Genomic DNA, 20,879 nt, shown 5'->3' with positions numbered 1-20,879 from the left:
AAGTAGGCGGGCGCGTGTAGCCGGCCCCCCTGGCGAAGCGCGGCTACTTTCGCCCGCCCCATGCAGGTCAGCATCGTCCTCCCCTGCTACAACGCCGAGCAGCACCTGAGCCGCTGCCTCGCGTGTCTATTCGCGCAGACGCATCGGCCCTTGGAACTCATCGCCGTTGATGATGGCAGTTCCGACGGGACGGCCGCGCTGCTCGAAGAGGCAGCGCGCTCCGCCCCCTACCCGATGCGCGTGATCAGGCAAGCGAATGCCGGTGCATGCGCGGCGCGCAACAAAGGCCTGGAGGAAGCCACTGGACTGTACATCCAATTCATGGATGCCGATGATGAGATCGCCCCGGACAAGATCCAGCGGCACCTCGGGTTGGCGCTGGCCAATACCGCGTGCGACCTGGTGGTCGGGAGCGCAAGGATCCTGAAGCCCAGCGGCGAGCTGGAGCGGCTTGATATCCTGAGGTCGGGATCGCGCGACCCTTGGATCGACCTGGCTGAGCACCGCATGGGCGGCACGCCGAACAACTTCTGGAAACGCGATGCCGTGCTCCGCGCTGGCGCCTGGGACGTGGCGATGCGCAGCAGCCAGGAGTACGACCTGATGCTTCGCATGCTGGCTTCCGGCGCGCGGGTATGCCACGACCCCGAACCCCGGACCACGGTGCACCTGCAAGCAAGCGGCAGTGTCAGCACCTCCGATCCTGCCGCCAAATGGCGACGCTACATCGAACTGCGCCTTCGGATCATCGCGCACCTGAAAGCCAATAGTCCCGGCGTTGACCTAGCGCCATTCCGCCAAGTCCTCTTCGACAGCATCAGGACTCTCTACCCGTTCTCACCTGGGGAGGCGGTCGCGCTCTACCGCGCCCACTTGCCCCGTGCCTTCTCCCCTGCGGCATCATCCGCCACAGGGAAAGGCTACCTTTTGCTGCATGCGCTCCTCGGCTTCTCGATGGCCAATCGCGTGCGCGGTTGGCTCAGCGGCCTGCGATGAGCAGGCGATAGAGCAGGAGGTTCACACCTGGCAATCGTATGGGCAGCAGGTTGTACCAACGCGTGATGCGCAGCAGGCCGCGCTTGTAGGCTGGGATATCGGCCAGGAGCTCCTGGACCAGAAGCGTGGCCTCCAGTTCGGAGAGCACTCGTGATTCAATGCGGCCGAGCTTGGCATAGAGCAGCATCTGCAGATAGGTCCGGTGAATGATCCCCATGAGCAGTCCGGCTTCGCCAAGCCGCGCGGCATCGGCCAGGAATTTACGGTGGTAGCGCACGGCCGATTCAGCGAAGCTGTTCAGCAACCGGCGTGGATCGAGCACCTTCCGCTCTTCCGCGATGCGGTAATAGCAATCGGGCGCCGTGTCGCGCAGGCGAAAGCGCACGCCGGGCATGAGCAAGGCGCGCGTATGCAGCTCCACGTCCTGGTGGCGGCTGAAGGATTCATCGAAGCCGCCGATGCGCTGCAGGAATGCGCGGTCCCAGATCGGCTGCATGGTCTGCCAGGGCAGCTTGTGCTTGAAGAAATCGGCCAACGCATCGCGCGTGAGGGGCACCCAGCGCTGACCGTGATCCCCGGGCCTTTCACGGAAGACCTCCATGGTGCTAACGGCGAAATGCAGGCCGCTGCCTTCCATGAATGCCAAGCGGCGCTGCACGCAATGCCGCTCCAGCAGGTCGTCGGCATCGAGGAAGATGATGTACGCGCCCCGGGCTTTGGCGATGCCGATGTTGCGGCAATGGTTCGCGCCTTTGTTCTCCGGCAGCGGCGATACGCTGATGCGCGGATCGCTGGCGGACATTCCCTTGAGCATGGCCACGGTGCCATCGGTGCTGGCATCGTCCACCACGATCAGTTCCCAGCCGGGATCGGTCTGCGCCTGCACGGATCGCACCATGTCGCCGATGAATCCCTGCTTGTTGAAGCTGGGCACGATGATGGACACGGCCGGGGCGCCATCCCGGGGCCGTGTGAAAGGAGATTCCTCGGGAAGCGACGGTTCCTTCGCCATGCACGCCTTCACGAGCAGGTATTGCGCATTGAACCGCTCTTTCGTGAAGTGGTCGCGCGCGAAGGCCATCAGCCGATGCACCTCGTCAGCCGATGGTTTCTGCAGGAGGAGCGAATCGTCTGGAGCCAGGACCTGCCCTAGGCCATGGGAGCGCACCATGGCGCTGAAATCACCTACGCAATCGGAGATGGCCACCGGAAGACCGGCGCTCAAGTACTCCGCGAACTTGGTGGGCGACGCCACGCGGTTGGTGATGCGGTCCTCGCGCAGAAGCAACCCCAGGTCGCAATCCTGAAGAATGGCCCTGACCTCCTGGTGCCGCACCCAGCGCCGAGCGACCTGCGCGGGGAAGCGCTCGGCCATGCGCGCGATCACCGGATGCTCCGTGCTCAGGAAGAGCATGCGGCGCCGCGGGTCGGCGGTGAGCCATGGCATGACCACGCGCTCGGCCAACTCGAGGGATTGCCATCCAACGGACGTGCCCGAATAAACGAGCACGGTATCGTCGGCGCTCCATCCCAATTCAGCGCGCAATCCGTTGCGATGCCGCTCGAGCAGCACCTCGACGCTCCTGCCCATGGTACAGGGGATCACCGTGTGCCGCAAGGCGCTGTAACCGCACGTGCGCCGCCAATGATCAACCAGCGACTGGCTCACGGCCATGCGCATATCCGCACGGGCCACCACCTCGCGCTCCAACAGCTCGCACTCATCGATCAGCCGATCATCGTCCACCACGCGGTACTCCCGCCATTCAGCACCGTAGGCAGCGCGCGCATCGAAGCAGACCTCCTGCACCAGCCCCCGGTCGCGCATGCGCAGGCCGAGCGCCGTCGCGAAGATCCCGCGACCGATGATGCCGCTCGGGCGGAGCCAATGGCACACGGCCCAGAGCCAGAGCCAATTCGCTTTCCAATAGTGCTGGCGCGGCACCATGGGCAGCACGAGTGCATCGGGTACACGGCTACGGATCCGGCGGCGAGAGCTCATGTATCCGCGCAGTGACACGAGCGCGACGAGCCGCACGCGCTGGCCGCCCATGGCATTCAAGTGGTCCACCACATCGGTGACCTGGCTCCAATAGACGCCGCTGGGCTGGTCGTTGTAGGTGATGTAGATGATCACAGCCAGCGCATGAGTGCCTCCACCGCGCGTTCGGTGGCATGGCCGTCCCAAAGGTGCGGCACCTTGCCCTTCTTGAACTCATCGCGCTTGATCCGTTCCAAGGAGCGATCCAATTCCTCAAGGTCGAATGTGATGAGTTCGTTGGTTCCCTCCGTGATGGTGATGGGGCGCTCGGTGCTTGGCCGCAAAGTGAGACAGGGTATGCCTCGGAAGGTGGTCTCCTCCTGGATGCCGCCGCTATCGGTGATCACCACGGCGCTGGTGGCTACGAGCTTCTGGAAATCGAAGTAGCCCAACGGATCGCAAAGGATGATGCCGGGCTTGCTGTCCAACCTCTCCGCAAGGCCATGCTGTTGCAGGTTGCGGGCCGTCCTCGGATGCAACGGGAACACCACCGGGAAGCGATCGGCCACCATGCAGACCAGATCCACGACGCGGGCCAACGCAGCCGTCTCATCCACATTGCCAGGGCGGTGCATGGTGATCAGAGCGTGGCCGCCGAGGCGCGATCCGAGGCGCTCCAGCACATCCTGATCGCTGTATGCCTTCATCGTAGGCCACGAGGGTATCGATCATGGTGTTGCCCACCATGCAGATCCGCTCGGGCGCGATGCCTTCAGCGACCAGGTTCTCCGCGCCGCTCGGCTCGGTGGTGAGCAGCAGGCCGGCCATGCGATCGGTAAGGATGCGGTTCACTTCTTCCGGCATGCCCAGGTCGCGGCTGCGCAAGCCGCTCTCCAAGTGCACCAGCGGAAGGTTCAGCTTATTCGCGGCGATGGCAGCAGCCAAGGTGCTGTCCACATCGCCCACCACCATCACGGCATCAGGACGAGATTCGCGCATGACCGGCTCCAGCGCGAGGATCAGATGGCCCATTCGCGCTGCAGGTGACCCATCCGGAACGGACAGCATGCGATCGGGCCGCAGGCCGAATTGATCGAAGAACACGGTGCTCATGCGATCATCGGCATGCTGGCCGGTATGCACCAGCTGCACGGTCAGGCCTTGCTGGCGCGCCACCTCCTTGAGGCGCGTGACCTTCATGAAATTGGGGCGTGTGCCCACAACGACCATCAGCTGCTTCATGATGCTGCGCGCGTGGCGATGATGTACTGGTCGCTGGGAGTGTCACTGATCTTGCGCGCCGGTGCGCCAGCGATTGTGACGCGCCCTTCGGGGAACGATGCGTTGACCACGCTGTTGGCACCTACCACCAGATTAGGACCGAGCACCACGTCGCCGAAGATCTTGGCTCCGGGTCCTATGTAGCAATTGTCGCCTATGCGCGGCGCGGGTTCGGGCGGAGGACCCGGTCGCGTTCCGATCACCACATCGATATGGATACGGCAATTGGCGCCGATGCGCGCATCGGGATGAACGATGATGGTGCCGCGGTGCGCAATGGAAAGCCCTGGCCCGAAGGTGTTCAAGGGGATCTCGAATCCGCAGCGCACGCCCTGCCGGTGCAAGCGCCAGCTCCAAAAGCGGCGCAGCCACGCGTTGGCTCCGGTGTTGTGCAGGTATTCGACCTTGCGCAGCAGGCGCTGGAACCGCCACACCTCATCGTATCGCGTGGGCCGCGCGCCCATTCGCCGCAGTCCGATGCGATCAGCTTCGAGGTAATCGGTGAGGTCCTGTCGCGATCGGATCATCGGCCAATCAAAGCGTCCTTGATGCCCGCCAGACGTTCAGCCCAGCGGAACCCCAGCATGCGGAAAAGGAACAGGTAGATCGCAGAAGTGGCGCGATTGGCCTCGGGAACGAAGCCCTTCGGCAGCAGTTGGTCGAAGGCATCGATGGCGGCGCGCCGGTCATGCGCCGAAAGTACGCGGATGGCCATGAAGAGGTACTGATCAGCTGCCGCGATCACCGCGGCGTTCGCTTCAGCCCCTGATCCGCGGAGGTGGTCGCGCATGGCGCGGCGGAGCTCGATGTACCGCAGCCAGTTCTCGCGCTCGCCGGTGCGGCTGATGGAGCCGCGCGTGCGCTTGAGCACCTCGCAGCCGGGCTCCATGTCCCAAGCGATCACAGCATCGCGCTTCAGCATGCGGAAGAGCAGCTCATAATCCTGGCTGCTGCGCAGGCCTTCATCCCAGCCGCCCGCATCGAGCACGGCTTGCCTCCGGAAAATATTGGCGCTGGTGGTGCCTATGCGCGTTCGCACGAGCGCCATCCACCGATCGCCCTCGAGAGGCCTCACCTCCTCATCGGCGCGCCCGTCCTCGAAACGGTTGATGTAGGCCCCGGCGACCGCATCGGCCTTGTCGCGCTGCGCGATGGCCAGTTGCCGGAGGATCTTCCCGGGTCGCAGCGCATCATCGGCGTCGAGGAACTGCACCCATTCAGCATCGGTGGCGGCCATGCCGGCGTTGCGGGCCGCAGAGGCGCCGCTGCGATCCTGAAGGGCGATCACCCGCAAACGCATGAATGCGTCGTTCGAAATGGACCGCAAGGCCTCCAGCGTCCCATCAGTGCTCGCGTCATCCACCGCGATCACTTCCAGCCCGGCTATGCCCTGATCGTGGACGGAGGCGATGGCGCGCGGCACGAATGCGGCCACGTTATGGCAGGGCATCACCACGGCGGCTTTCATGCCCGCAAAGTAGAACTACCTGATCCGCTCAGTGGGCGGTTCGTAGCGCTTGCCCTTGAGCACTGATGAGAAGAGGTAACGCCATTTGGCTGATGAGGGCTGGTGATCGCGCAGCAGGTAGGCCATCACAGCGGCGGTCCCGAATCGCGGCATCTGGTAACCGAGATCGTCCCATGCCTTCCGGAAAGCAAGATCAATCGCCTCGCTGGTGGAGATGCGCTGCTCCTTCGCTTGGAGCTCAAGCGTGCGCAGGTATCGCCTCAGCGCTCCGATGTCGCCAGCCCGCAGGGGTTCGGGAAAGGCGCCAGCGCTCGGCAGATGCCAGCGGAGTTCCTCTTCGCCATATGGAAGGCCGTGGAACCCGAGCACGGCACGGAACACGCGGCGAAGGCCCGAGAACGGATCATGCGCGGCACTCGCGTTCTGCTCTCCCAAACGATAGCGCACCAGTGGAACGGGGAGGTTCTCCAATCGCGTGGCGGTGAGCAACCGGAGCTGGAAGAGCCAATCCTCACCGTAGCGCGGCCAATCATCCTCGTAGCGGATGCTGTTCTCCAGCAGCGTGCTGCGCCGATAGATGGCCGTGGGCTGGAAGATGGGGATGCGGAAGAGCGACTCCGCTCGGCATTGGTGATCGTGCAGGGGGGAACGCCGGAGGACGCCCGGCTCATGCAGCAGCTCCATCCATGTGCCGCTGGCGCCCACCCTCTGGTTCGTGTCCATGAAACGCACCTGCTGCTGCAGGCGATCACGATGCAGCACGTCGTCGGCATCGGCGCGAACGATGTACTCGCCCGTGGCGGCATCGTGGCCGCGCTGCGCGGCACCAGCCGGGCCCAGATTGCGATCAAGGGCGATGATGCGCATGCGCGGATCGGAATAGGAGCGCAGGATGGCGAGGCTGTCATCCGCGGAGCGGTCATCAACGGCGATCAGCTCGAAATCCGGAAAGGACTGCCCCAGGACGCTGTCGACGCACTCACGGAGCCAAGGCGCCTTGTTGAAGACCGGTATGACGACTGAGAGCTTCATGATTCGGCAAGACCGTGATCGGCGGTCATGGCCCTTTGCCGATGAAGCGTGCGGCGAGGCTCTTGAATAAGTAGGTCAGGCGCGCGGGGTCCCGATGCTCGCTGAGCAAGTAATGCGAGAGTGCCAAACGGGCATCGTCGGTGACGAGCGAGAAGAAGACATCGCTCCAAGCGCGCTCCAGGCGCTTGTCGAAGGCAGCAGCTGGGAACAGGTGCCGCGCCTCATTCATCGCACGCAGGTCCGCGAGCCATTGCTTTAATCCGACCAGCGCGTCGCGCGTCGGCGGCTTCTTGAAGGAACGGAGCCCCATCAGGTGCGATTCCAGCTGGCGGTCCGTGATAGGCACTTCGAGGTTCTTGAACACCTGCCGGAGTATGGTCTCGCGGTATGTCGCCCGCCTGTGGCCATGGCTGCTGTTCTGCTCCCCGCGCCGGTAGAGGATCAACGGTTCGTCGATGTTATCGAAACCGGCATGGGCGATGAGCTTCGACCAGAGGATCCAATCCTCCCCGATCCGCGGCCAATCGTCCTCGAAACGCACTCCATGGTCGCGGAGCGTGCGCGTGCGCATGATGCTGGCGGGCTGCGCGATGGGATTGCCGAAGAGCACCTCGGCGCGGCATTGGTCCATGCCGACCGGGAATCGCCACAGCTCGGTCTCGGCACCGAAGAGCTGAAGGTGACCGCCGCTTGCGCCCAGCTGCAGATTGGCATCCATGAAGGCGACCTGCTTCTCGAAGCGGCCCGGCAGGCAGATATCGTCGGCATCCACCCGGATCATGTATTCGCCCTTGGCCAGGTCCATGGCCCGTTGCGCGGCGCCGGCAGGCCCGAGGTTGCGCTCGCATTGGACCACCCGCAACCGAGGGTCGCGGATCTCGGAGAGCACGGCCATGCTGTTGTCCGTGCTGCGGTCATCGGCCACGATGACCTCGAAATCGCCGTACGATTGCGAGAAGATGCTCTCGAAGCACTCTTTGATGTAGGGCGCTTTGTTGTAGAGCGGTATGACCACGCTGACCCTCATCCGAAGAGGTGATCCCATTTGCGCCGGATGCGGAACATCAACCAGCTATCTGAACGGAGCTGCTCGTCGAGTATCCGCAGCTGCGATCGTTGCTCATCATCGAGCGGCCCGAGGCCGATACCGAGCTTCCGGAACCGTTGCATCATGCTGAAGTCGCGCTGTGAGAAGATCATGAAGTGCCACTTGAGGAGGAATGCCACAGCCATGGAGCGCACCAACGCGCGGTGCTTGGGGCGCAGCGGCACGCCCCTGATGCCCCCGGGCAGGTCATGCCCGATCGCCAGGACGCAAGCCAGGTTGTCAAGGCCCATGTCGGAGCACATCCGGGCAAGGATAGCGGCTTGCTCATCGAGGAAAGCCTTCTTCTGCACGATGGACTTGCTCTCCGCTTGCGCGCGGAATACGGCAAGCTCCCAGGGCACGATTCGGAGCCCAGCGGTCCCCTTGCGGAACAGCACTTGGAGCCAGAGCTCGTAATCCATCACGCAGTGGAGCCGCTCCTCGATCAAACCGGCCTCGCGCACGGCATCCATGCGGTAGAAGGTGCATTGCTGGTTCACATGCGGCGCGGTGAAGAGCTTATCCGGATCGGCAGGGTCATCGACCCCCATGCGGTACTCCGATCCGTCCATCAGCCGCTTAAGCCGAACACCGGTGAGCACAACCAGGCCGGGATCTGATGCGAAGGCCTGTCCGACCTTCAAGAGCGCTCCCGGGAGCAACAGGTCGTCGCTGTTGATCCAGCCGAACACGGCTCCGGTTGCGCGCTCGATTCCTTTGTTGAGCGCATGGCTCTGCCCACGGTCGCGCTCACTGCACCACCAGGCCAGCCTCGCCGCATATGATTCAATGATCGGGACAGAGCCATCCGTGCTTCCGCCATCGACCACCATGTGCTCCAGGTCCGGGTAATCCTGGTCATGCACGGACCTCATGCACTCATCCAGGAAAGCGGCCTGTTGGTAGCTGGGCGTGATGAGCGTGATCCGGGGGAGCATGCTGCACTATTGCGCTTTGCGCGCCTCGGCACTCAGCGCGGTGATCATCACCCAATCGAGCTCAGCGCCCTTCGGGGCCTTGTCCCTTCTCAAGAGCAAGCTGACGAGCGGGTACGATATCCACTTGATCACCGAGCGGAGGGAAGAAGGCATCGGGCGCCGCATCACCCAAAGGCCGATCATCTGGCCGAGACTGGCGTCCCAGCCACCGCTCGCGCGCACTTCGGCTTCGATGAATCCGGCGCCGCGGAGCAGGCGCTCAAGGGCGAACGGCGTGTAGCGATGCTCGTCGTAGGGCGCATCGTGCAATGGCCAAAGGAAGGGCACCGTGATCACCAGGTGCCCACCCGGGCGCAAGACCCTTCCAATCTCCTTCAGCACGGCAAGCGGATCGGGGCAATGCTCCAGGACCTCTGTGGCCATGGCGCAATCCACGCTGGCATCGGGCATCGGGATGCTCAGGCCATCCCAAGTGATGTCGGGCCTGATGGCCTTGTACTTGGCCTCATCATTCACGGGCAGGTCCATGCCGATGTATCGATCGACCTTGCTGCCCTTCAGGATCATCTCGCGGTAGGGCATCACGCCGCAACCTACATCGAGGAAGGTGCCTTGCAGCTTGGGCAGCGCACCGGTCAGCGCTCGCTGGATCGCAGTCCGCACATGATACAGGTCTTGCGTATCCGCATTGAGCGGCATACCGACGAACTGCTTGCGATGCGCGCGGCTCATGCGTTCAGCGCGGCGATGTGCGAGCCACGGACGGGTTCAGGGACCTGCTGCGCCGGCGTAGCCGATTCGTCAGGGCGCCAACCGAGCAACCGGCGAAGCAGGACCTTGATCAAGTAGGTGAGATTGCCAGCCGTGAATCCCGCGCCGTGACGCATGTGGAGGATGGGAGCAACGACCCTGCGGTCGGCGATGAGGAAGAAGAGGCGCCTGTATCGCCGATCCAGTTCGGCCTCGAAGCCATCCTCGGGGAAGTGGCCCGTTTCACGGTTCCAGGCCTTCAGCCGTGCGATCCAGTTCGCAAGGGAGACCACATCGGCCGCATCCGGCACGCGCCTGAAGAGCCGATGAAGCATGAGCTGCAATCGGATCTCCTCCTCTCCCGCTTCGATGCCCAGGATGCGGAAAGCACCAGCATAGATGCGGGCCTTCACCTCCAAGGGATCGTGCCCATGACGCATGTTCTGCTCACCGAAGCGATAGTGCGTCAGGGGCTCCGGAAGATTCGCGAAGCGCATATGCGCCGCGCAGCGCAGCAAGAAGAGGAAATCCATGCCCGGTGCGCGCCAACTCTCGTCACAGCGCAGGGCATTCGCATCGAGCGTGGCTCTGCGGAACATGGTGGTGCCGTAGCAGACCGGGTCACCGAAGAGCAGCTTGCTCCGGCCCAAGCGGTCATCGGCGGGCCATGACCAGAACTCTTGCTTCGACCCGAAGACGCTCATGGCGCTGCCCACCGCATCGATGTCCGGATGGGAATCGAGGAAATCCACCTGGCGGGAGAGGCGCTCTGGCAGCATCACGTCATCGGCATCGAGCACTGCGACGTACTCGCCCTGCGCGGCATCGAATCCACGGTTCGCGGCCGCAGGCCTGCCCGTGTTCCGGTCGCTCCGCATCAGCCTGATGCGCGCATCACCGATCGCGCTCACGCGTTCAGGACCCTGGTCGGTGCTGCCATCATCGATCACGAGCACCTCGAAGTCCTTGTAGTCGCTGGCCAGCACGCTGCGTACGGCTTCCTCCACGAAAGCCCCTTTGTTGAACAGGGTGATGAGGACCGTGACGCGTGGCATGCCCGAATAGCGGGGCAAGTTATCAGACCGCGCCGAGGGCTGCCATCCGTGCAGTCCGCTGCCGCAGCATGTGGTCGGCGAGCACCATGCACGCCATGGCCTCCACGATGGGCACCGCGCGCGGCACCACGCAGGGATCGTGGCGCCCTTTCGCCTCCAACAGCACTTCCTCAAGGTCCTTGTTCACCGTGCGCTGCGCCTTGCCGATGGTGGCGGGCGGCTTGAAGGCCACTTCGAACATCAAGTCCTCTCCGTTGGAGATGCCGCCCAGACTGCCGCCCGCGTGATTGGTGCGAGCCCGGATGGCAGGCCGCAGCACGCGCGCACCCTCGGGAAGGATCCTCCTGTGCTCGTCGGCCCAGCCCAAGCCCAACTCATCGTTGTTCTTGGACCCGCACATGCGTGCACTGGCGAAGCCGCTGCCGATCTGGAAGCCCTTCGCCGCGTTGATCGAGAGCATGGCCTTGGCCAGGTCTGCATCGATCTTATCGAAGACCGGTTCGCCCAGACCAACGGGCATGCCGGTGGCTATGCAGGAGACGATGCCGCCGATGCTGTCGCCTTCGGCGCGCACCTGCTCGATCAGCGCTTTCATGCGACCGGCCACTGCGCCATCCGGGCACCGTGCGTCATTCGCCCATGCGGTGCCGATGTCCGCGGGCAGGGCCTCCATTGCCACATCCCCAACCCTGCTCACGAACGCTTGCACGCCGATCCCTTCGCGCGCGATCAGTTGGCGAGCAATGGCGCCACCCACCACGCAGGCCGCCGTGGTGCGCGCGCTGCTGCGGCCTCCGCCACGGTGGTCGCGCAGGCCGTACTTGCCCTCCCATGTGTAGTCGGCGTGGCCGGGGCGATAGAGGTCCTTCAGCGCATCGTAATCGCTGCTGCGCGCATCGCTGTTGCGGATGAGGAAGGCGATGGGCGTGCCCAAGGTGATGCCCTCGTGGGTCCCGCTGAGCCATTCCACGCGATCGGCCTCCTCGCGTGCGGTTCCCAACGACGTGCTGCCCGGTCTCCGACGATCCAGCTCAAGCTGAACCGCATCAAAATCGAGCTTCAGTCCGGCAGGGCAGCCATCGACCACGCCACCGATGGCCGCACCGTGGCTCTCGCCGAAGGTGGTGAGGCGGAAGAGTCGGCCGATGCTGTTGCCGGGCATGTGAAGGATAACCGTGAATCCGGGTCGGCGAAAGTAGCGGGTGGAGGTGGCTGCCTTTCTTTGCCCCATGCCGCGCCTGCTGATCAAGAACGCTAAAGCGCTCGTGGGCGCTTTCCCTGCAGGCGTTCAGCGCGTGGCCGGTGCCGAGATGGCGAGGCTGCCGATCATCGTCGATGGCTGGATGCTGATCGAAGCAGGACGCATCGCGGCGCTCGGCACCATGAGCGAATTCCCCGGCGTCGCGGATTGGAGCGATCTCACCGTGATCGATGCCAGCGGCCGCTACGTGCTGCCCGGCTGGTGCGACCCGCACACGCATACGGTGTTCGCGGCGCCGCGGGAGGAGGAGTTCGTGGACAAGATCAAGGGCCTGAGCTACCAGGAGATCGCGGCGCGCGGCGGCGGCATCCTCAACAGCGCCGCGAAACTGCGCGCCATGGATGAGGATGAGCTCTTCGAACGGTCGAAGGCGCGCCTGGAGGCGATGATGGCGCAAGGCACGGTGGCCGTGGAGATCAAGAGCGGCTATGGCCTATCGCTGGAAAGCGAGCTGAAGATGCTGCGCGTGGCGAAGCGCTTGGCGGCGGAACTGCCCTTGCAAGTGAAGACCACCTTGCTCGCGGCGCATGCCCTGCCCGCAGAATTCAAGGAAGACCGCGCGGCCTACCTCGACCTCATCTGCGAACAGCTGATCCCGCAGGTAGCCGATGAGCAGCTCGCCGATTTCGTGGATGCATTCTGCGAGACCAACTACTTCACGGTGGCGGAGACGGAGCGCGTGCTCGCGACTGGCTCATCGCATGGCCTTCCAGGGAAAGTGCACGTGAACCAATTCACCAGCATCGGCGGCATCCAAGCAGCCATCGCGCACCGTGCCCTGAGCGTCGACCACTTGGAGGTGATGGAAGCCGCGGACCTGGAGGCCTTGGTCGCGGCCGGTGCAGCTGGCCCCATCCCCACCCTGCTCCCCTCGTGCTCCTTCTTCCTCCGCATTCCCTATGCACCGGCACGCGCGCTCCTTGACAACGGCCTTCCAGTGGCATTAGCCAGCGACCACAACCCCGGCAGCACGCCGAGCGGGAACCTGAACCTGGTGCTGTCCCTCGCCTGCATCCAGCTGCGCATGCTGCCGGAGGAGGCCATCACAGCGCTTACGATCAACGCCGCTGCGGCCATGCAGCTCCAAGACCAGCTTGGCAGCCTCACCGTGGGCAAGCGCGCCTCTTTCATCATCACCCGGGAAGCGCCTTCGCTGGCCTACCTGCCCTATGCCTTCGGCACCGACCATATCGACACCGTGATCATTGATGGAAAGCCCTTCCGGTCCGGAGCAGCGCTCCGATGATTTCCTGAGCACCGACCCCGGACGTCCGCCCAGCCTGGAGTTCAGCATGGGCGTGGCGCTCTTCGGCTTCGCGTTCATGGTCTTCTTCATCGCTCAATCGGTGGTGTTCATCCGCGGGATGATCGCGCGATCGCCCGGATTCGCCGGGCAATCCTTCTCCTTCGACCTGCTCGAGGACCCAGCCTTCAAGGAGCGCATGGTGGAGCTTCAATTCAACGGCGACCTGGTCGGACTCGAATCCGCTTGGAGCGGCGGCATCGGAGCAGCCTTCATCCTGCTCACATGCTGGCTGTGGAAGCGAGACCGGTTCCGTGCCTTGCTCGGATTGCGATTGCCAAGAGCGAAGCAGATGGCCATCTTCATCGGGCTGTTCGCACTGGTGGCCGTGGCCATCGAATTGCTCGCGATGGTGTCCCCGGCGTTCACCACGGATTTCATGAAACAGGTCATCGAGTCCACCACGAACTGGCCAATGCTCGTGGTCGGCGTCGCCATCCTTGGTCCGCTATTCGAGGAATTGCTGCTGCGCGGGCTGCTTTTCGGGGCGGTGCGCCACATCGCGGATGAGCACGTGAGCGTGGCGATCACCGCCGGCGTGTTCGCGCTCATGCACCTGCAGTACAGCCTGCCCATCATGCTGCTGATCCTGCCCATGGGCATCGTGCTGGGCTATGCCCGCGCGCGCACGGGCAGCCTGCTGGTGCCCATAGCGCTGCACATGGCCAACAACGGCCTGAGCATCCTCTGGCCTTGATGCCCAGAGCCTTGGGCCAACCTTGGGCGCCCGAGCCCGTATGAAGCCCCGCCGCAGCCAAGCGCGCGGCCTGTGAGGCTTTGACCAACCGGAACACCAGCGGCTCGCGCAGGATCCTGATCGTGCTCTATGGCACCCTCTTCATGCTGTGCGCGGCACTGATCGGCACCGCTCACTGGCACGAGCTGAAGAGCCAGCGCGAGGAGGCGCTCGAACGGCTTTCAGCCATCGCTGCATCGCTCGCCGATCAGGTGCCCGCTCGTCATGCCGTCCTGCTGCTTGAGAAGTACCCCGCACCGGGGCTCATCATCAAGAACACGCAGGACGCCCGCTATTACGTGGTGCATGAGCAGCTGCGCAAAGCCGCCCTGCGCAACGCCATGGAGCATCCGTTGCTGCTGGTGGCGAAGGATGAGCGCGGACAATTCGTGGTGGTGGCCACATCGGAGGAACAGCCGCGCTTCCGCGCTGCGCATGGATCAGAGACCGGACTGCAGGAACGCTATGAAACCGGAGGCCGCGCGTCCGAAGCGGGTGAATTGCTGGCGGTTGAGCCGCTGCGCGATGAACAGACCGGCGCCCCCACGTCGGTGATCGTGGCGCGCATGGACGAATCGACCGCCGTTTCGGCCGCCCATGCAGCACTCTGGCGCAACATCGCCATCGCGGTGGCGCTCTTCGGCCTGGCCGCCATCGTGCTCTTCCGCTCCGTGGGGCGCTGGGTGCAGGCCACCGAGGCGGACCGCATCGCCCTCGCCTCGCGCAACCTGGACATCACGGACAGCATCGCCTACGCCGGGAAAATCCAGCGCGCGTTGGTGCCACCGCCTTCAGCCTACCGCGACCTCTTCGATGGCGCCTTCGTGATCGATCGGCCCAAGGACCTGGTGAGCGGCGATTTCCACTGGTGCTACCGCATCGGGCCGGATACGTGCATCGTGGCTGCCGGCGACGCTACCGGCCACGGCCTGCCCGGCGCCATGATGGCCGCCATCGGCTGTTCGCTGCTCAATGAGATCGTGCCCGCCAACGTGGATAAGGACCCGGCTGAGCTGCTCACCCTGCTGAATACGCGCCTCGTGACCACCCTGCACCAACAAGGCCAACGCCGCGGAGGAGGCGACGGCATGGACATCGCCTTGTGCCGCATCGATAGGCGCCAGCGCGAGATCCTCTACGCCGGCGCCTTCCGCCCCTTGTATTGGCTGCACGATGGGCAGCTCTCCGTGATCAACGGCGACCGCAAGCCCGTGGGCGGCGCGCACCTCGAGCTCGAGCGCCGATTCACCTGCCACAAGCTGGCGTACCATGCCGGCGATCGCATCTACCTGTTCAGCGATGGCTATGTGGACCAATTCGGCGGTCCTGAGCGCAAGCGCTTCATGGCGGCCCGGCTGCACCAGCTGATCGAAGCCCACCAGCACGAATCCCTCGAGCGCCAGGCCGAACTGCTGGAAGCGGCATTCCTTGAATGGAAAGGCGCCGAAGAGCAGGTGGACGACGTATGCCTGCTGGGCCTCGCTGTGTGAGCCATGACCTCCAAGCGAAAGGCCCCCTCTATATTCGCGACGTCCGGGCCAGAAAGGCCTATCCGCACCGATCGCATGGCCACCAAAGCAGAGCTGCTCGCGCGGCTCGAGGAAATCGTTTCCCAAGAGGATGTCGAAGCTGCCGCCGAAGCGGTGGAAGTGACCAAGGAGGCCTACGAGTCGCTCGTGGCATCGCAGCACCAGCATGCCGGGCAGCCCGAAAGCGAAGCCGCTCCAGCTGATGCCACAGCGGATGGCACAACGCCGACAGCCATTGAATCCGCTCCGCTGCATGACGAGGAGGACAAGCGCTTCAAGCAGCTCCTCGACGCCTACAACCAGCGGGTGAACGAGATCCGTCGCCGCAAGCAGAAGGAAGAGGCTGCGAACCTTGCAGCGAAGCTGGCCGTGATGGAGGAGATGAAGGCCATGATCACCGGTGAAGAGAACATCGGCACGGCCTTCAACAAGCTGAAGGAGCTGCAGGAGCGATGGAAGGCCATCGGATCCGTGCCCGCGCAGGCCTACCGCGAACTCCAGCGCGATTACAGCCACCTCCTCGATGAGTTCTTCTACCACATCCGCATCTACAAGGAGCTCCGCGACCACGACCTGCGCAAGAACACCGGGCTCAAGCAGGCCCTGGTGAGCGATGTCCAGGCACTGGCGCTCATGGATGCCTCCAGTGCCGCATCGGTTCGCGAGATGGAGATCCACATCCGGAAGTACCAGGATGAGTGGCAGCACATCGGCCCCACCGTCAAGGAGGAATGGGAGTCGATCCGCGACGGGTTCTGGAACGCCACGCGCACGGTGTACGACAAGATCAACGAGCACTACCGCGCTCGTCGCTCCGAGCACGAGACCAACCTCGCTGCGAAGCAGGCCCTGGTGGAGAAGGTGCAGGCAATCACCGCCACGATGCAGGCGCAGAGCATGAAGGACTGGAAGGAACTCACCGACCAGGTGCTGGAACTGCAGAACGGCTGGAAGAGCATCGGATTCGCCACCAAGAAGGACAACGAGCGCGTGTGGAAGGAGTTCCGCGACCAATGCAACGCGTTCTTCACCGCCAAGCGCGCCTGGTTCGATGCGCTCAAGGACCAGTACAAGGCCGCTCGCGAGAAGAAGCAGGCCCTGCTCACCGAGGCCATCGCGCTGAAGGACAGCACCGAGTGGAAGCGCACCGCCGACCGCCTCAAGACGCTGCAGCAGCAGTGGAAGGAAGCGGGCAGCGCCGGTCCGCGCGACGAGAACAAGCTCTGGAACAAGTTCCGCGAGGCGTGCGACGCCTTCTTCCAGAACCGCAAGAAGACCTTCGAGCAGCAGGATGCCGAGCAGGCCACGAACGTGCAGGCCAAGGAGGCGCTGCTCGCGGAGATCGAGGCCTTCGAGCACAGCGGCGAGCGCAACAAGGACATCGAGGCGCTGAAGGCCTTCAGCCTGCGCTGGATGAACAGCGGCCGCGTTTCACCGCGCGACTTCGACAAGCTCAACGAGAAGTACCGCGCCGCGCTGGACAAGCACTACGGCAAGCTGAAGGTGGAGGCCGATGAGCGCATGCGGCTGCGCTTCCAAGGCCATGTGGAGGAGATGAAGAGCGGCCCCGACGGCAAGTTCCAGATCGAGCGCGAGAGCCGTTTCGTGAAGCGCAAGATCGAGGAGCTCGAAGGCGAAATGAGGCAGATGGAGCGCAACATGGGCATGTTCAACTTCAAGAGCGCCAGCGGCGAGGCCATGAAGCAGGAGATGCAGAAGAAGATCGACAAGCTCGCCCGCGATGTGGAACGCCTCAAGGGACAGCACCGCGAACTGGTGAAGGAACTCCGGTGAGCACGGCCTCCCCGCTCAAAGTCAGCATCGAGGTCCCAGTGGCCTGGGGCGAGCAGGATGCCTTCGGGCACCTGAACAATGTGGTGTACTTCCGCTATTTCGAGAGCGTGCGCATGCACTACCTCGACCGCATCGGCGTGCTGGACTCGCATGCACGGCATGGCATCGGCGTGATCCTCGCCAGCACCACCTGCGATTTCCGGCGGCCCGTGGAATGGCCCGCCAAGCTCACCGTGCGCTGCGGCTGCACCGCATTAGGGAACACCAGCTTCACCATGGCCTACGAGATCACCACCGAAGACGGCGCCATCGTAGCCGCTGGCACCAGCGTGCAGGTGATGTACGATTACCGCGCTGATGCCAAGGTGCGCGTGCCGGATGCGGTCCGCAATGCGATCGCGCACCTGCAGGGCAATAGCTTCGCCGCATGAGGCAACTACTTCCGCTCGCGCTATTCGCAATGCTCTGGACGGCGTGCGGCACATCTCCTTCTCCTGCCACCGATGCTGCCCCGGACAAGCCGCCAACGGACAGCATGAGCATACACTACAGCGATCTGGTGCTGAAGCTCATGGGCGCGTGGACCGATTCCGTGAGCGAGCCCGGCGCGCTGGTGCACGAGATCTGGCGCCGGACCGATGATGCGTTCTACTCCGGTCTCGGCTTCGTGATGGTGGAGAAGGACACCGTTTTCATAGAACACATTGCTCTCGCCTATGACAGCGCCGGACATGTGAGCTACAATGTGCGCGTGCCCTCGCAGAACGAAGGGGGAACGGTGCGCTTCCCGCTCACCTCATGCATCGGCGATAGCATGGTGTTCGAGAACCCGGCGCACGACTTCCCGCAGCGCATCGCGTACGCCCTGCAAGCCAATGGCGATTGGATCGCGCGCGTGAGCGGCCAGGGCAAGGATGGAGCAATGCGCGGTTTCAGCTACCGATTCAAGCGGGTGGCGCTCGATCGGCCTTAATGGAAGCCGGCCGAGCCGTTGATGCCCTCGGCCACCGAAGCGCCGCCCCAACAAAGGCCGAAGCCGATCACGCCCACCAGCAACGCGCTCAGGGCCCATTGACCCGCCTTCGGGGCATCGCCGTTCAGCAGGATGATGAGCGCGCCCAGCAGGAGCCCGCCGAAGTGAGCCGCCACGGCGATCATCATGAAGATGAGCACGATCATGGAGGCATCGCGGCCATTGGCCAGGCCGATCAGCTCGATGAGCAGCGCATAACCGAGCAGGAGCAGGAGGTTGTTCCGGTGAAGCTTGATGTTCATCCGTGCACGTTGAGATTGACGAGGCCATTGAAGAAGCACAGGCCATGGCCGATGGTGGCCACCAGGATGGAGGCGACGATGTATTGCCAGGCGTCCCGGTTGCGGTCGCCAGTGAAGAAACGGACCAGCCCATATATGAGCAGCGTGCCCGTATGAGCCAAGATGAAGGTCCAGTGCAGCTCCGTGAAGAAGCTCCGCATATGATTCGCGAACACGATGAAGAAGAGCGAATATGCGAGGAGGACGATAAGCTGGATGAGCATCGGGTTCCTCATGCGACGGGGTTTTGCTGCAACTCCGCCAACCGCTTCCGCTGCGCCTCTTCGCGGTAGAAGAGGTTCATGGTCTCGAAGGGGATCGCGTGCATGGTGCGCGGATCGATGATGTGCACGCAGCTGCGCTTGATGGCCCGCACATCGAAGTCGTACGCGTCGATGAAGCGCATGATGATGATGCGGAAGAGGTTCTCGTACCTCAGCTCGGGCGCATCGATATCGGGCAGGCAGCACATGATCCGGTGCAGCGTCTCATGGGCCTTGTCGCTGGGCGTGCCCGTGCTGAAGAGCTTCACCATGTGCTCCTTCAGCCGCGCGTCCTGCTCGTACACGATGGTGTTGCGGCTGTTGTTCAGCAGGTCGTCCGGATCGATCATGCGCGTGAGCGGGAACACCTCGCCGTTCAGCTTCAAGGCATAGCCCATGGCCAGCGCATCGGGGTTGCAGGGCACGGGCACGATGTCCTCGGGCGTGAAGAGCGGGCTCTGATCGAGGATGGCCTGGCGCACCTCGGTGAGGGTGATGCGGTCGGTGGCGGGATCATAGTGCTCCGTGCGTCCGGCGGCCTGCACAGGCTGGAAGGTGACGCCGCGCACGCAGGGCTGCTTCAGCGCGAAGTCGATGATGGCGCCGATCTCGTCATCATTCACGCCCTTCTCCACCGTGACCACGAGCGTGGTGCTCAGATTCAATTCGTTCAAATGCTCCAGCGCCTTCATCCGCATGGCGGAGAGGTCCTCACCGCGCAAGCGTCTCAGCACATCGGGGCGGAACGAATCGAACTGCAGGTAGAGCTCGAAGTCGGGCATGTACGAGGCAAGCCGCTCCGCGAACGCCCTGTCCTTGGCGATGCGGATGCCGTTGGTGTTCACCATCAGATGGCGGATGGGCCGGCGCTTCGCTGCATCGAGGATCTCGAAGAACTGCGGGTGCACCGTGGGCTCACCGCCGCTGAGCTGCACCACATCGGGCTCGCCCTCGTTGCGCACGCAGGCGTCGAGCATGCGCTCCACCTCCTCCACCGTGCGGTGCTTGCCGTGCATTGGCCCGCTGCTGGCGTAGCAGATGGGGCATTCCAGGTTGCAGCGGTCCGTGACCTCGATCAAGGTGAGGCAGCCGTGCTGCTCGTGGTCGGGGCAGATGCCGCAATCGTACGGGCAACCGAAATGGGTCTTCGTGTTGAAGGCGCGCACCATCTCGCCGGGCTTGAGGTAATGGCGGCAGCGCTTGTAGTACTCCACGTCGGTGGCGATGAGCACCTTTTGCGCGCCATGCTCCGGGCAGCGCTTCAGCATGAAGACACGGTCATCCTCGAAGATGACCTTGGCATCGATGCGGCGCAGGCATGCGGGGCATAGGCTCAGCGTGAAGTCGTAGTAGGTGTAGGGGCGCTCAGGCATGGGCGATCAGGCGTTTCGGCCTGGACCAGGCGGGGAAGTAATACAGCAGGCCGAGAAGGCAGGCCCACTGAATGGATGAAAGGCCGAGCGCGATGGCGGGCTGCGGCTTGATGCCATCGACGAGCAAGCGGAAGGCGAGGTAGCCCATCATGAAGAGCTTGAAGCGCACGCCGTTGACCAGCGTCCAGCGCCTTTCGATGGCCAGCAGGCCGAGCCAGAGCGCGCCAAGCCAGAGCATCTCATACAGGTTGGTGGGATGGCGCCGCACCCCATCACCGAGGTCGATGCCCCACGGCAGCTCGGTGGCGATGCCGTAGGTATTGTCCTCAAGGCCGCCGAGCAGGCAGCCGATGCGGCCCACCAGCATGCCCAGGATCAGCGGAAAGGTGAAGAGGTCACCGGTGCTGGTGCGCTCACCAATGATCTTCTTAGTCACTTCCACGCCAATGAGTCCGCCCAGCAATCCGCCCACGACCGTGCGGTTGTTGAAGGCCGCGAAGAGCGCGCGCCAATCCCAACGGAGCAGAGCCGGATCCTCCAGCGCGCCCAAGAGCCGTGACCCGATCAACGCCCCGGCCGCCGCCCCGATGATCACCCACACCCGCTTTTCCTCAGCGACAGCATCGCCCCGCAGCGCACGCAGCCTGGCGAAGTAGGCATATCCGAAGGCGAAGGCACCCACCTCGAAGAGCAAATGAAGGAAATGACGCATGCGGGC

22 protein-coding genes are annotated in these 20,879 nt (G+C 63.8%); 7 read left to right on the top strand and 15 right to left on the bottom strand.

The features are described 5' to 3' along the window. Positions 1 to 60 precede the first annotated feature (60 nt). Positions 61 to 996 carry a glycosyltransferase family 2 protein gene (locus IPK70_07015; protein ID MBK8226909.1) on the top strand — a complete coding sequence of 312 codons (936 nt, stop codon included), beginning with the start codon at positions 61 to 63 and terminating at the stop codon, positions 994 to 996. Here the strand turns inward: IPK70_07015 and IPK70_07010 are convergent. From IPK70_07010 to aroC, 11 genes are read right to left on the bottom strand one after another with little or no spacing between them, the layout of a single operon-like run. Continuing rightward, on the bottom strand, positions 980 to 3,133 hold the full coding sequence (locus tag IPK70_07010; GenBank protein ID MBK8226908.1) for a glycosyltransferase: 2,154 nt from the start codon (positions 3,131 to 3,133) through the stop codon (positions 980 to 982). The genes IPK70_07015 and IPK70_07010 overlap by 17 nt on opposite strands. Then, complete coding sequence (locus IPK70_07005; GenBank protein MBK8226907.1) at positions 3,130 to 3,612, bottom strand: UDP-N-acetylglucosamine 2-epimerase; 483 nt, start codon at positions 3,610 to 3,612, stop codon at positions 3,130 to 3,132. Before IPK70_07005 ends, IPK70_07010 begins: the two co-directional genes overlap by 4 nt. Beyond that, entirely contained in the window at positions 3,587 to 4,219 is a 633-nt protein-coding gene (locus IPK70_07000; protein ID MBK8226906.1) for a UDP-N-acetylglucosamine 2-epimerase, read from the bottom strand. The genes IPK70_07005 and IPK70_07000 overlap by 26 nt, the downstream gene beginning before the upstream one ends. Continuing rightward, complete coding sequence (locus tag IPK70_06995; protein MBK8226905.1) at positions 4,216 to 4,785, bottom strand: serine acetyltransferase; 570 nt, start codon at positions 4,783 to 4,785, stop codon at positions 4,216 to 4,218. Before IPK70_06995 ends, IPK70_07000 begins: the two co-directional genes overlap by 4 nt. Further along, positions 4,782 to 5,726 carry a glycosyltransferase family 2 protein gene (locus IPK70_06990; GenBank protein ID MBK8226904.1) on the bottom strand — a complete coding sequence of 315 codons (945 nt, stop codon included), beginning with the start codon at positions 5,724 to 5,726 and terminating at the stop codon, positions 4,782 to 4,784. The genes IPK70_06995 and IPK70_06990 overlap by 4 nt, the downstream gene beginning before the upstream one ends. Positions 5,727 to 5,741: 15 nt before the next feature. Beyond that, entirely contained in the window at positions 5,742 to 6,758 is a 1,017-nt protein-coding gene (locus IPK70_06985; protein MBK8226903.1) for a glycosyltransferase family 2 protein, read from the bottom strand. Between the two features lie 25 nt (positions 6,759 to 6,783). Beyond that, the gene (locus IPK70_06980; GenBank protein MBK8226902.1) at positions 6,784 to 7,785 is read right to left on the bottom strand and encodes a glycosyltransferase family 2 protein; all 1,002 of its coding nucleotides are present in this window, start codon (positions 7,783 to 7,785) and stop codon (positions 6,784 to 6,786) included. Continuing rightward, complete coding sequence (locus IPK70_06975) at positions 7,782 to 8,783, bottom strand: glycosyltransferase (GenBank protein MBK8226901.1); 1,002 nt, start codon at positions 8,781 to 8,783, stop codon at positions 7,782 to 7,784. The genes IPK70_06980 and IPK70_06975 overlap by 4 nt, the downstream gene beginning before the upstream one ends. 6 nt (positions 8,784 to 8,789) lie before the next feature. After that, positions 8,790 to 9,515, bottom strand: a complete 726-nt coding sequence (locus IPK70_06970) for a class I SAM-dependent methyltransferase (GenBank protein MBK8226900.1) — start codon at positions 9,513 to 9,515, stop codon at positions 8,790 to 8,792. Beyond that, a complete protein-coding gene (locus IPK70_06965) occupies positions 9,512 to 10,588 on the bottom strand; it encodes a glycosyltransferase (GenBank protein ID MBK8226899.1) in 1,077 nt (358 codons plus the stop codon). Before IPK70_06965 ends, IPK70_06970 begins: the two co-directional genes overlap by 4 nt. Before the next feature lie 22 nt (positions 10,589 to 10,610). Continuing rightward, complete coding sequence (aroC, locus tag IPK70_06960; protein MBK8226898.1) at positions 10,611 to 11,750, bottom strand: chorismate synthase; 1,140 nt, start codon at positions 11,748 to 11,750, stop codon at positions 10,611 to 10,613. Positions 11,751 to 11,817: 67 nt separating this feature from the next. On the opposite strand from aroC, the gene IPK70_06955 reads away from it, so the two are divergent. The 6 genes from IPK70_06955 (at position 11,818) to IPK70_06930 (ending at position 18,184) form a co-directional block, all read left to right on the top strand. Next, positions 11,818 to 13,095, top strand: a complete 1,278-nt coding sequence (locus IPK70_06955) for an imidazolonepropionase (protein ID MBK8226897.1) — start codon at positions 11,818 to 11,820, stop codon at positions 13,093 to 13,095. Further along, the gene (locus IPK70_06950; protein MBK8226896.1) at positions 13,058 to 13,849 is read left to right on the top strand and encodes a CPBP family intramembrane metalloprotease; all 792 of its coding nucleotides are present in this window, start codon (positions 13,058 to 13,060) and stop codon (positions 13,847 to 13,849) included. The genes IPK70_06955 and IPK70_06950 overlap by 38 nt, the downstream gene beginning before the upstream one ends. 80 nt (positions 13,850 to 13,929) lie before the next feature. Further along, entirely contained in the window at positions 13,930 to 15,378 is a 1,449-nt protein-coding gene (locus IPK70_06945; GenBank protein ID MBK8226895.1) for a serine/threonine-protein phosphatase, read from the top strand. A 75-nt stretch (positions 15,379 to 15,453) separates the two neighbouring features. Further along, positions 15,454 to 17,211 (top strand): DUF349 domain-containing protein, encoded by a 1,758-nt coding sequence (locus tag IPK70_06940; GenBank protein ID MBK8226894.1) that lies wholly within the window; start codon positions 15,454 to 15,456, stop codon positions 17,209 to 17,211. Next, positions 17,208 to 17,642, top strand: coding sequence for an acyl-CoA thioesterase (locus tag IPK70_06935; GenBank protein ID MBK8226893.1), 435 nt, complete (start codon positions 17,208 to 17,210; stop codon positions 17,640 to 17,642). The genes IPK70_06940 and IPK70_06935 overlap by 4 nt, the downstream gene beginning before the upstream one ends. After that, positions 17,639 to 18,184: a hypothetical protein gene (locus IPK70_06930; protein MBK8226892.1), complete on the top strand. Its 546-nt coding sequence runs from the start codon at positions 17,639 to 17,641 to the stop codon at positions 18,182 to 18,184. Before IPK70_06935 ends, IPK70_06930 begins: the two co-directional genes overlap by 4 nt. On the opposite strand, the gene IPK70_06925 is transcribed toward IPK70_06930, so the two are convergent. The 4 genes from IPK70_06925 to IPK70_06910 are packed head-to-tail and all read right to left on the bottom strand — an operon-like array spanning position 18,181 to position 20,873. Further along, entirely contained in the window at positions 18,181 to 18,486 is a 306-nt protein-coding gene (locus tag IPK70_06925; protein ID MBK8226891.1) for a hypothetical protein, read from the bottom strand. The genes IPK70_06930 and IPK70_06925 overlap by 4 nt on opposite strands. Next, the gene (locus IPK70_06920) at positions 18,483 to 18,761 is read right to left on the bottom strand and encodes a hypothetical protein (GenBank protein MBK8226890.1); all 279 of its coding nucleotides are present in this window, start codon (positions 18,759 to 18,761) and stop codon (positions 18,483 to 18,485) included. The genes IPK70_06925 and IPK70_06920 overlap by 4 nt, the downstream gene beginning before the upstream one ends. Next, a complete protein-coding gene (locus tag IPK70_06915; GenBank protein ID MBK8226889.1) occupies positions 18,758 to 20,161 on the bottom strand; it encodes a radical SAM protein in 1,404 nt (467 codons plus the stop codon). The genes IPK70_06920 and IPK70_06915 overlap by 4 nt, the downstream gene beginning before the upstream one ends. Continuing rightward, entirely contained in the window at positions 20,154 to 20,873 is a 720-nt protein-coding gene (locus IPK70_06910) for a prolipoprotein diacylglyceryl transferase (GenBank protein ID MBK8226888.1), read from the bottom strand. Before IPK70_06910 ends, IPK70_06915 begins: the two co-directional genes overlap by 8 nt. Positions 20,874 to 20,879 lie beyond the last annotated feature (6 nt).

The sequence above is a fragment of the Flavobacteriales bacterium genome, from assembly GCA_016712535.1.
GTDB lineage: Bacteria > Bacteroidota > Bacteroidia > Flavobacteriales_F > PHOS-HE28 > PHOS-HE28.
Note: the sequence above shows the minus strand (reverse complement) of the source record. Positions and strands in the feature narration are given on the sequence as shown.

What these genes read in the sequence shown, in the direction of transcription:
- IPK70_06970 (MBK8226900.1), bottom strand. Translation starts at nt 9,515, where the DNA reads ATGAGCCGCGCGCATCGCAAGCAGTTCGTCGGTATGCCGCTCAATGCG.
- IPK70_06930 (MBK8226892.1), top strand. Translation starts at nt 17,639, where the DNA reads ATGAGGCAACTACTTCCGCTCGCGCTATTCGCAATGCTCTGGACGGCG.
- IPK70_06965 (MBK8226899.1), bottom strand. Translation starts at nt 10,588, where the DNA reads ATGCCACGCGTCACGGTCCTCATCACCCTGTTCAACAAAGGGGCTTTC.
- IPK70_06975 (MBK8226901.1), bottom strand. Translation starts at nt 8,783, where the DNA reads ATGCTCCCCCGGATCACGCTCATCACGCCCAGCTACCAACAGGCCGCT.
- IPK70_06910 (MBK8226888.1), bottom strand. Translation starts at nt 20,873, where the DNA reads ATGCGTCATTTCCTTCATTTGCTCTTCGAGGTGGGTGCCTTCGCCTTC.
- IPK70_06980 (MBK8226902.1), bottom strand. Translation starts at nt 7,785, where the DNA reads ATGAGGGTCAGCGTGGTCATACCGCTCTACAACAAAGCGCCCTACATC.
- IPK70_07000 (MBK8226906.1), bottom strand. Translation starts at nt 4,219, where the DNA reads ATGAAGCAGCTGATGGTCGTTGTGGGCACACGCCCCAATTTCATGAAG.
- IPK70_06995 (MBK8226905.1), bottom strand. Translation starts at nt 4,785, where the DNA reads ATGATCCGATCGCGACAGGACCTCACCGATTACCTCGAAGCTGATCGC.
- IPK70_06925 (MBK8226891.1), bottom strand. Translation starts at nt 18,486, where the DNA reads ATGAACATCAAGCTTCACCGGAACAACCTCCTGCTCCTGCTCGGTTAT.
- IPK70_07005 (MBK8226907.1), bottom strand. Translation starts at nt 3,612, where the DNA reads ATGCACCGCCCTGGCAATGTGGATGAGACGGCTGCGTTGGCCCGCGTC.
- IPK70_06990 (MBK8226904.1), bottom strand. Translation starts at nt 5,726, where the DNA reads ATGAAAGCCGCCGTGGTGATGCCCTGCCATAACGTGGCCGCATTCGTG.
- aroC (MBK8226898.1), bottom strand. Translation starts at nt 11,750, where the DNA reads ATGCCCGGCAACAGCATCGGCCGACTCTTCCGCCTCACCACCTTCGGC.
- IPK70_06955 (MBK8226897.1), top strand. Translation starts at nt 11,818, where the DNA reads ATGCCGCGCCTGCTGATCAAGAACGCTAAAGCGCTCGTGGGCGCTTTC.
- IPK70_06920 (MBK8226890.1), bottom strand. Translation starts at nt 18,761, where the DNA reads ATGAGGAACCCGATGCTCATCCAGCTTATCGTCCTCCTCGCATATTCG.
- IPK70_06950 (MBK8226896.1), top strand. Translation starts at nt 13,058, where the DNA reads ATGGAAAGCCCTTCCGGTCCGGAGCAGCGCTCCGATGATTTCCTGAGC.
- IPK70_06940 (MBK8226894.1), top strand. Translation starts at nt 15,454, where the DNA reads ATGGCCACCAAAGCAGAGCTGCTCGCGCGGCTCGAGGAAATCGTTTCC.
- IPK70_06915 (MBK8226889.1), bottom strand. Translation starts at nt 20,161, where the DNA reads ATGCCTGAGCGCCCCTACACCTACTACGACTTCACGCTGAGCCTATGC.
- IPK70_07015 (MBK8226909.1), top strand. Translation starts at nt 61, where the DNA reads ATGCAGGTCAGCATCGTCCTCCCCTGCTACAACGCCGAGCAGCACCTG.
- IPK70_06985 (MBK8226903.1), bottom strand. Translation starts at nt 6,758, where the DNA reads ATGAAGCTCTCAGTCGTCATACCGGTCTTCAACAAGGCGCCTTGGCTC.